Annotated in this window: 8 protein-coding genes; all 8 read right to left on the bottom strand. The window is 58.2% G+C overall.

What is annotated here, in order from left to right; genetic code table 11:
* A partial coding sequence (locus HYZ49_13960; protein ID MBI3243390.1) for a hypothetical protein occupies positions 1-286 on the bottom strand: 286 nt, incomplete at its 3' end.
* Between the two features lie 27 nt (positions 287-313).
* Complete coding sequence (locus HYZ49_13955) at positions 314-1,888, bottom strand: glycosyltransferase family 39 protein (GenBank protein MBI3243389.1); 1,575 nt, start codon at positions 1,886-1,888, stop codon at positions 314-316.
* Between the two features lie 15 nt (positions 1,889-1,903).
* A complete protein-coding gene (locus tag HYZ49_13950) occupies positions 1,904-3,601 on the bottom strand; it encodes a hypothetical protein (protein ID MBI3243388.1) in 1,698 nt (565 codons plus the stop codon).
* Between the two features lie 24 nt (positions 3,602-3,625).
* Positions 3,626-5,155 (bottom strand): hypothetical protein, encoded by a 1,530-nt coding sequence (locus HYZ49_13945; protein ID MBI3243387.1) that lies wholly within the window; start codon positions 5,153-5,155, stop codon positions 3,626-3,628.
* On the bottom strand, positions 5,152-6,351 hold the full coding sequence (locus HYZ49_13940; GenBank protein MBI3243386.1) for a glycosyltransferase: 1,200 nt from the start codon (positions 6,349-6,351) through the stop codon (positions 5,152-5,154). The genes HYZ49_13945 and HYZ49_13940 overlap by 4 nt, the downstream gene beginning before the upstream one ends.
* Positions 6,352-6,362: 11 nt before the next feature.
* Positions 6,363-7,280 (bottom strand): glycosyltransferase family 2 protein, encoded by a 918-nt coding sequence (locus tag HYZ49_13935; protein MBI3243385.1) that lies wholly within the window; start codon positions 7,278-7,280, stop codon positions 6,363-6,365.
* On the bottom strand, positions 7,277-8,743 hold the full coding sequence (locus HYZ49_13930) for an O-antigen ligase family protein (protein MBI3243384.1): 1,467 nt from the start codon (positions 8,741-8,743) through the stop codon (positions 7,277-7,279). Before HYZ49_13930 ends, HYZ49_13935 begins: the two co-directional genes overlap by 4 nt.
* On the bottom strand, positions 8,715-9,857 hold the full coding sequence (locus HYZ49_13925) for a glycosyltransferase (protein ID MBI3243383.1): 1,143 nt from the start codon (positions 9,855-9,857) through the stop codon (positions 8,715-8,717). The genes HYZ49_13930 and HYZ49_13925 overlap by 29 nt, the downstream gene beginning before the upstream one ends.
* Positions 9,858-9,890 lie beyond the last annotated feature (33 nt).

Below are 9,890 nucleotides of genomic sequence, written 5' to 3'. Positions count from 1 at the left end.
TGTCTGGCAGGGCGGCAATGTCGTTGATCGTGCTCCAGTTGACGCCGTCCATTGAAGAGGTATACAACACCACGTTGTAACCCGCCGTCCCCGACGACCAAACCAGATGCACCCGCCCCGAGGCGTCTGCCGTAATATCCGGGAACCAGCCAAAAGAAATCACCGACGGCTCCGTCCAGTTTGAAGCCTGGCCAAAAGACGGCAGGGTCGAAGCCAACAAAGACGCCAGCACCGCAAATATTGAAAGCAGTTTTATTGCTTTCAACCAAAAAGTTTTCTTGAGCATCCTGAAGCACCTTCTCTTCGACAAATGTTACCGGGTAAGTATGCCATACGACTCGGCATTGACAACCAGTTGATCGTCTGCTCTCAGTTCCATGTAAGCCAGTTGGCCGCCAGCCAGTGTCTTGACCAGGTTTGGCGTGGCGTTGAAAACAAGCAGGTCGGGATCAAAGATGATAACGGTGACGTGGCCGGCGGCGTCAAGTTGCAAACCCATCTCAGCCGGGGTGGCCGCCACCTCCTGTCCAACGTCGTTCCTGAACGAGCCTTCACCCAACTCCCATTTGCTCACAATGCCAAATGGCGCCAGCCGGTATTCCGGCAAATAGTATTGCACATGCCGCCAGTTGGAGGCCACAATGAGCGTTGTGCCGGCTGGAAAGTTTTCTCTGATAGCCTCAAACCGGGCTTGATAATACTCATCGGAATTGACAAGGGTTTCGCGAGTGAGCAAACGCTGAGCGTCAGGCCCAAGCGGATACTCCGGCCCCAGAACGAAGACGCCAATATTGATAAGAACCAGAGCCGCGGTGGCCGCCGCCAGCCGGCGCGCTTGAGCCGACAGCAAATACTCCAGCCCGGCGGCGCTCACCAACAGCAAAGCGGGCAGGTAAACAAACACCAGCCCCTGCTGGCCCATGTGGATAAAAAGATAAAACAGCACAGTCGGCGCAACCCACAAAGTCAAAAAGATGGCCCGTTTCCATTCGGTCGGCCAGTTGCGCCGCCAGAGGCCGGCCAAAGTATAAACGCCCATCGCGGCCAGCGCCGCGCCCCAGCCGTATGCTGTGTACAAGGTGAGCTTGATCAGGTTGCGCCGGATGCCAAACCAGCCGCCGCCCGCAAACACCGAGGTGGTGCTCTGAAAACGATCGCTGAAGACCGACATGACGTGCAAGTAATTCTGCAAGCCGCCGTTCAAAGTAACGAGAGGCACAAACCAGGCCACTGAAATGACAGCGCCCAATATTCCTGAAATAACGAATCGCTTCCAGCCCACCCGGAGCATGGCAAACAACATCAGCGGCCCCAGGAAGATAAGGGTTTGCTGGCGCACCCCGCCGGCCACAGCGGCCACGACGATGGCCGGGTACAGAAAACGGTGGTTGCCCTTCATCGTCTCGTAAAACCACCAGACGGTGACGATCACCAGCAACGTGTCAAGCGTGTGCGGCAAGGCAATCTCGCCGTAAAACCAGAACAGCGGCGATGAGGCCAGCAACAGGGCCGCGATCACGCCCACGCGGCGGCTGAACATGGAGCGGCCCAAATAGAACAACGCCGCCACCGACAAGGCGCTGGCAATGAAGCTGATAGCCAGCATGGTTATTTGCGCATCGCGAGTCACGGCGTTCACCAACTGCGTCAGCCAGACGTACACAATGTAACCCGGCGGTTGCGGCTGCTCCTTCGCCACACTAAACTCGTTAATGGCAAAGGCAAAGTTCACCGAGTCCCAATGATAAAGAATGTGGCTGGGGAACAAGAGGCGGCTCGCCAGACCGGCCAGAAAGAGCAGGCCGGCCACCACGTTATCGCGTTCCAACAATTGCTTGAGAGTCGCCGCCGACGTTCCCGTCGAGTCAAGAGCTTGCGCGTTTTTCATCCGTCCAATCCCAATCTAAGGCGTCGCCAGTTTCACCGCATACACTTTCACCGTCGAGTTGGAGAAGGCGGGCGAGAGATAACTGGCTGTGTCGGGCGAGAAGTTGCCCAGCGCCTGCTCTGCCGGGCCGTAGAAAACGTAATCCACATTGTATAACACCAGAATTTGTTGGCGGCGGGCGTCGTTCGAGTCCCCGGCAAAAAATTGATTCACCATGTCAGTCTTGCCATAGAAGTCGAGCGTTTGCGCCCAGTGCGCCAGAAAGGCGTGTGTGCCGGCATACGCCGGAATGTACTGCCCCACCTCCAACGAACTCAACACCACATTGTCGCCGTCGGCGTTGGCTTCAAGCCAGGCCATCGCTGTCACTTCATCCTTGTGCAAATAAAACGGATAGCTGTGCCGCGAAAGATCGAGGAAGCGCCAGGCCCACAGATACAAATTCGTCGGCAGGATGACGGTGATCAAAGCGAGAGCCAGGGCGCGGCGCAAAGCTTCGGGCGACAGGGTGAGCCGCCTCTGTTGCCCCGCCTTTTCGGCCCAGGGCAACACATACTTGAACAGGCCCTGAGTCGCTAAAATGGCAATCGGCACCTGCCAGCCATTGATGAGGTGGATTTGATAATCCACCGGCAGGTAAACCAGCACGAAGGTGCTAAAGAACCAGCCTTTCAGGAACAAGTCGTTATCGCTCAGACCTTTGAGATGAAGCGGTTTGTCTTTGAGAGCCGTGAACAAAGCCAGGAGAAAAGCCGGGCCAAGAAGAACGGGCAGGCGATACAGAGGCGGCGTGTACACGTCGGCGTTGGCGAACTGAGACAGCACTTCTTTCCACAACGGGTCAACTTTGGTGAGGATGACCGAGTAAATGGCGGGTGAACAGGAGATCAGGCCGACGATGATGCCCGTCCAGATCATATACCTGGGCAGGCGGCGATCTCGCAACGTGAGCAAAATCGCGTAAGCCAGCATGATGGCGTAGACCGTCACCAGATCGTAAGCATGTTGCCAGCCTAAAAAGAGGGCGGCCAGACCGGCGGCCACTGCGTAACGCAACTGCCCTTTCACCTGCCCGCGCAGGATCAGGTCAAACACAAAAATGAACAGCGCCGCCCCCACGAAGTGCGGGTAGCCCAAAATGCTCAGGAAGGTGTTGCCCTCGGCCACAAACACGTCGAGCGGGTTGAGGAGCGTGCCTCTGGTGAGCGTATATTTCAATACGATGAGCACCCAGCCAAAGCCGGAAGTAAACGTCGTCACCAGAAATGCAGTGCGGCGCATGAGCTTGTCGGCGAAAAACCAGGCGCACAGCCGGTAAACGGCGAGCAGGAAGAGTGTGGCAAACGTCACTCGCATGATCTGATACATGCCGTCGAAGCCCAGGCCCAGCAAACGGCCCAGCCGCCCCATGCTCCACCACAGCAAGTTGAAAAACAGCGGCTCGTTGGCTTCGGGCGTGAGCTTGTTGGCCGAGAGATTAGCATCCGTCAGTTCGCGCATCCACGAAAAGTATTGGCCGTGGTCAGGCACGTCGAGCATGATGCCCATGAACTGCTTGTCTGCCGGGGCCGAGGCGTAAGCGTAGATGTATGGCAGGGTGGTGATGATCAGCACGAAGGCGATGGTGGCCAAGACAAACCGCCACTCCGAGGCCTCAGCTTCATTTTCGGCGGCGCGAGGCCGGGCGACCGTATCAATCGTATTTACATTCATAAATGCTTACCTGAAGTTTTGGCTTTAGCGAACATTTCGGGCAACGGGCAAAACGGGCGAAGTCATCGGGACCTGTTCTTCGAGGCCGCGGCCCAGCCACCACCAGCCCAGCATGATCACTGCCAGAACAGCCGCCAGAGGCAGCAGGCTCGACGCACCCTTGAAACCCAAAATCGTTCCCAGGTTGCGGGCAATGTTACCAGCTATCCAGTTAGGCAAAGCATACTCAATCAACGGGTTGCGGATGGCGTCTGAGGGGAAGGCTTGCTCGGCCAGGGTGAGACCCCAAAGGGCAAAGAGAGACCAGAGCGACAACGTGGCAACCGCCACTCGCGCCCAAACCTGGTTCAGCCATTCCCGGAAGACGAAGATGAGGGGCAGGGTCATAAAGGGCAACATGGGCAGAAGATAACGCGGGCCAATTGAGAAGCCGCCCCACCACATGATCGAAGAGGAGTTGAACAGAAAGATGCTCAGGGCGCTGGCGACCGCCACCCAAAATTCGGCGCGGCGCTCGCCGCGCTTCCACCACAGCCAGAAGCCGGGGAAGGCCAACAGCAGGATCGGCGAGAGCACAAACAGGCCGCGAAACCCGCCAAAGGTGATGCCCCACACGGCGGCCAAACTCGGCAGGGTCAGGCTCATAAAGCCGGTGTGATGTTGCGCCACCCATAACTCGGAATTGCTGTAGCCCAAACTCAGCCAGCCGCCGAACACGGTCTTGTTGTAGAACATCCAACCGGCGGCCACAACTGCGCCGGTCAACGTCACCCAACCGATTCGCTTCCACTGACCGAGGCGGCTCAACCGGTGCAAGGTGTAAAGATAGAGAATGCCCACCATCAACAGCGACGGGTATTCCGTCACCACGCTGTAGCCCAACAAGAGTCCGACGAAGAGCAATGATTTCGTCGAGGGCGTCGAGCCGGCCATGAAGATCAAATAGAACGCGCCAAGCAACAACGCCGCGCTCAGTTGGTGGCCGTAAAAGGCTGTTGCATAAGCAAACGCCGGAGTGAGCAGGCCGTAAATTAAAACCACACTGAGGCGATGCCAGGCGCTGGCCGTGAACTTCGCCAGCAGAAGATACATCATCACGCCGATGAGGGCTGAGGGAATCGCGGCCACGACAAATGTGATGGCGACCTGCGCCAGGGCAAACCGCACCTTGTCCTTCAGCACACCGGAGCCTTCGGAGCGCAACGTGGATTGAAAGGCCGAACTGTTTGCTAGCCGCTCTGTCAGGCCGTCTATCACCGGCAAGTCTAAAACAACTTTGAGAGCGGCGTAAACCGGAATGCCAAGAAAGGCCGCGCCCGGCGCTTTGTCGCTGTAGTAGTGGCCGCCGACTTTGGCGTAGTCCACCGTGTTCGCCACGTACTTGTCAATCTGAAACGTGCCATCGTCCACGACGGCTACGACCATGTCGAGCCGCGAGTTCTGGTTGGGGTCGGCCCAACGCGGGAAGGTGTAGCTGTAAGAAGCCAGCAACAGCAGAAACAGCATTAGCGTATTAAGTCGTTCGCGAGTGATCCAGTTCAACGTTTGCTTCATTTGCGTTCCTTCGAACCTTGATACACGGCGTCAAGCGGGCGGCAGGCGGCCCGGTAATCGTAAGTGGACTGAATGAGTTGCCGCCCGTTGCGGCCCAACTCGGCGGCCAGCGCCTTATCTTCGAGCAAACGCAAGGTGGCCTGGGCGAACGCTTCGGGCGTGTCGGCGACAAGCACGTGTTTACCGGGTTCGACGGCGATGCCTTCACAGCCGAGAGTCGTGGTGACGATGGGCAGGCCTTGCGAGAGGGCGTTGAGGATTTTGACTCGCATCCCGCCGCCTGACCGGAGCGGAACCACCATGGCCCCCGCCTTTTGCAGGTAAGGCGTTGGGTCATCCACGTACCCGGTCACGTTGATGCCGGAGCCGTTCTTGCCCAGTTCCACAATTTCCTGCGGCGGGCGCGCACCGACTACGTCAAACTCCACGCCAGGCCGCCCGGCCCGAATGCGCGAGTAGATGTCACGAATGAACCACAAGATGCCGTCAATGTTCGGCGGCCAGTACATTGTGCCAATGTGCAGAATGTGGTCGGCGTCGGGGAGGCGGTTGACCGGGGCCAGTTCGTCGGTGTCAACGGCAATGGGGATCACGGTGATGCCGCCCCGGCGGCCCATTGCCTCCTCCAGCGCCGCCTTGTCTTCATCACTCACCGCCAGCACTGCGTCAAAGTCGCGGCACGTCCGGCCTTCGTACTTTTTGATCAACTGCCAGTCGCGGCCCAGCAAAATTTTTCGCAGGCCGTTGCCCATGGTTTGCCACAGGCGCTTGTAGAGAAGCCAGAGGGCGTTGTGAGCGTCGAGAATTTTGCGCGCGCCCTTCACGCGCTCGGCATATTGGGCCATATTGAGCTGGTCGGCGTGGGCAATGTCGAAACGAGTCTCGGCGGACAATCGGTCAACGAGTTGCCGCATCGCGGCCCGGTCGTCGCGCACCATCATCCAGGGCTGGCCGGTGAGGAGACTGCGGGCCATAGCTAAAGCGTCGTGGATCGCCGCTCGTTCCATCGGCACGGTGTGGATGGCCCGGCAGTAGCGATCCAACTGCTTCACGTCCGCCGATTGATCGCCGCGCACGAACGAGACAAGCGTGACCTCGTGATGGCGGGCCAGATACTTGAGCACGTTGAGGGTTTTGACTTTGGGGCCGCTATCGGGCGGGTATGGCAAAACTTGGGTGAGGAGGAGAACCTTCATGTGAGAGGGAATCACACTTCGCGAAGCGAGGCCATGAGATCGCCCATGCCGACGACAGGCCGGCCTCGGCGGTTGCCGCTGACGAGGCGCAGGAAACGGTGGGCCACAATTTTCACGGCGGTGAGGGTGTAGATGAGGAATTTGAGGGCCGAGGCGGCGGCATTCCCGTAATGCTTGCGGAAGAATCGGACGCGACTGCGATAGAGGTCGGCTTCGCGCTGGGTGCGGCGGTTTTTGCTGCTGCCGCCGCCGTAATGAACGATGCGCGATTTGGGCTGATACCAGACCTGCCAGCCTGCCTTCTTCATGGCATAGCACCAGTCCACTTCCTCGGCATACATGAAGTAGCCCTCGTCCAGGCCGCCGGCCTGTTCAAAGGCCTCGCGGCGAACCAGCAAGCACGCGCCTTCCACATAATCTACTTTTTGCGGGCCTTTGGCTTCTTCCGGCCCTTTGCTGGGATACCAGCGTCTATGCAAGAGTCGGCCCAACCCGCTGAGGATGAGAAACTCCTGCCACAGATTGGGGAACGGCGTGTGCGAGGCCTGGAAGCTACCGTCGGGGTTTACCAACAGCGCCCCGACGATACCGGCGCGGGGTTGCGAGTCGGCCAGTTCAATCAGAGCCTGAATCGAGCCGGGTGTGGCCAGAGCGTCACTGTTAAACAACAGGGCGTAACGCCCCTGCATCGTCTCCATGGCCTGATTATTGCCTTTGGCAAAACCGACGTTGTGTTGATTCTGAATCAGGCGCACTTCAGGGAATTGCTCTTGCACCATCGCCTGACTGCCGTCGCTGGAATTGTTGTCCACGACGATGGTTTCAACCTTGAGCGCGCCGCTGGTCAGAGCAATGGAACCGAGACAATCGGCCAACAGATCGCGGGTGTTCCAGTTGAGGATGATGATCGAGACGTCGAGGGTGGTCATTGAGCTTGGGCGGGCTGAACGGCAATGGCGGGTTTCCCGGCGGCAACTTCTTCCTTTGTCAGCTTGTCAATGACGACAATCGCGCCCATGAATAGCCAGCAGTATACCGAATAGTCGAAGCCGGCAATGGTCTGGGTGTAAGCAAAGGGGATCAGCCAGTCGCCGATAGCCATGGCCACAATGCCGGCCACAGTTCCGGCCAGGGCGGCGTTGGCCAGGCTTTCGTAGAAGTCGCCCCGGTTTTTGAGGCGGAGACAAAGCTTGTAGCCCTTCCAGGTCAGGGCAATAAAGAACCAAATGTAGAACGCGAAGCCGACAAGGCCGGTCTCAGCCACAATATCAACGTAGTTGCTGTGGGTTGCCATCGCATCGTGAGGAAAGTAGGACATATAGTAGGAGGCGTAGCCGGCCGGGCCGGTGCCAAAAAGCAAATGCTGGCCGGTCACGCGCCAGTTCACTTCCCAGGCGGCCAGGCGGGTGCCGCCGCTTTCATTTGATTCATTGCCCAACACCTTGCCCAGGTAGTAATCTGAATTGAAGAAGAATATGACTGCGCCGACGAGGGCAATGGCGATTAGCATCTTCTTCGAGCGCATGGCGGTTAGCACGCCGAGGGCGGCCAAGCCGGGCAACCAGCCGGCCAGCCAGGAGATATGCAGAACGAAGCCCCAGATCACCCAGACGCCGGTCAGGCCCAACAAAATCAGTCGCCCAAACGGGTGCAACCGTTTCCAGAAAATAGCCAGCCCGGCAGACAGGCTGATGATCCACATGGTGAACATGCCGCCGGTGTTGATTGGCAAGTAAACAATTTCATATTGCTTGACCAGCCCGATCGTCCCGGCCAGAAGCATCAGGCCCGTCATTCCCATCAATACCTGCCGGCTCTTGACGTGGTTGATCATCAGCAGAAATGCGCCAGGGAGCATGATCATCACCACAGTTGAGGCAAGTTGCACCGGCGAAAAAGTGCGCCAGTTTACCAGCGGGTCACGCAAGAGATTGCTCCACAACAGAGACACAACCGTAGCAATCATGAAGCCGAACAGAGGGATGTTCAACGAGGTTGGCTCCAGATAAAACCGCTTCTCCACCGCTACCATCCGCATAAACCAGATGCCAGTAAACACCAGCGTCAGCACCAGGCTGGCCACCAGCTTACTGCCGGTGCCAGTGGGAACGCCCACCGGCAGAAAGGCCGCCGCCAGCAACACTAACAACGGCGCCAGGTCAAACCGGCCCAGGAAATACAACAGCCCTACCACCGCCAGAGGCGCGGCCACGACTACCAGGCCATACAGCGGATCAACACCGCCCAGGATCGTGCCCGCCAGAACCGACAGCATCAGCACCCCGCCAATCACGGCAAGGCGCTTGGTCTTCACCGGGTCAAACTCGACGGGCCGAGACTTGTAGCCCTGGATAATGCGGTACTCAGTTGGTTTGATGTTGATAGTGCTCATGGTTCTCAGCTTCCCGACGAGGAGGATTGGGCTTGGCTGTCAGACGTTCCACAAACTCATTCAGCATCTGGCCCACGATTTGCCAATCATATTTGGCCGCCACCGCTCGCCGTCCGTTGCGGCTCAAAGTTTCGCGCAACGCCGGGTCGTCCAGCAGACTCAGCACGGCTTTGGAAAACTCTGACGGGGTGTCGGCGATCAGGATGTCGCGGCCCGAAACCAGATCGAGGCCCTCGACTCCCTTGCGAGTGGCGACCACCGGCGTGCCCAGGGCCAGCGACTCTAGAATCTTGAGCCGGGTTCCGCCCCCCACCCTCAGCGGCACCACATTCACCCAACTGCGCGCCACCCGGGGCCGGATGTCATCAAGGTAGCCGGTGAAGGTTACGCCGCTATTAAGAGGCAACCGATCCACCGGCACACCATCCAGCTTGCCCGTCACCGACAGTTTGACTTTGGATCGCCGGGCCTGGATGATAGGGAAAACTTCGCGCAGGAAAAAGTCAACGGCGTCAAAATTGGCGTCGTAAGTCAGCGCGCCGGAATACACCAGGGTGTCGGGCTCGGGCGGGCCGAAGTTGCCGCTATAAGCCACAATATCCACGCCGTTGGGCACAACTTTAATGGGCGCATAAAAGGGCGATGCCCGACGCACACGCTCACGTTCCGGTTCCGAGACGACGGTGCAACCGGCGAAGCCTTTCAACAGATCGGCCACATAGTTCGAGGTCTTCCAGTACGTCAGCCCGCCCGATAATTTTTTGGACAATCGCTCCTGTTTGGCAAATCGTTCATAAAGCGTGGTGAGTTCAACTTCCTCAAAGATTCGAGTTGCCTCAGGCAAAGCGAGGGCGTATTGAGCCATGTCAAGCTGGGAAGCGATGACGGCGTCGTAGGATCGCTCACGCCCGGCTTGCGCCACAAGCTGTTGTAATTCGGCGTCGTGGGTGTCAACAATAGAACGCGGTTTGAGTGAGAAATAGCCGAGCAAGGCTTTGGCGCCGCTAGGCTGAAAAGGTCGGTACGGCGCCACATTCACCCGGCGGCAAAACCGGCGCAGGGCGGCCAGATGTTCGTCGGTCACATCTTCCGAAGCAAACGAAATCAAATCCACTTCATGCTTCACAGACAGATATTTAAGCAGATT

Source organism: Chloroflexota bacterium, from assembly GCA_016197225.1.
GTDB lineage: Bacteria > Chloroflexota > Anaerolineae > Anaerolineales > VGOW01 > VGOW01.
Note: the sequence above shows the minus strand (reverse complement) of the source record. Positions and strands in the feature narration are given on the sequence as shown.

Coding starts and splice junctions, on each gene's coding strand:
- HYZ49_13955 (MBI3243389.1), bottom strand. CDS start 1,888: ATGAAAAACGCGCAAGCTCTTGACTCGACGGGAACGTCGGCGGCGACT.
- HYZ49_13930 (MBI3243384.1), bottom strand. CDS start 8,743: ATGAGCACTATCAACATCAAACCAACTGAGTACCGCATTATCCAGGGC.
- HYZ49_13945 (MBI3243387.1), bottom strand. CDS start 5,155: ATGAAGCAAACGTTGAACTGGATCACTCGCGAACGACTTAATACGCTA.
- HYZ49_13950 (MBI3243388.1), bottom strand. CDS start 3,601: ATGAATGTAAATACGATTGATACGGTCGCCCGGCCTCGCGCCGCCGAA.
- HYZ49_13935 (MBI3243385.1), bottom strand. CDS start 7,280: ATGACCACCCTCGACGTCTCGATCATCATCCTCAACTGGAACACCCGC.
- HYZ49_13940 (MBI3243386.1), bottom strand. CDS start 6,351: ATGAAGGTTCTCCTCCTCACCCAAGTTTTGCCATACCCGCCCGATAGC.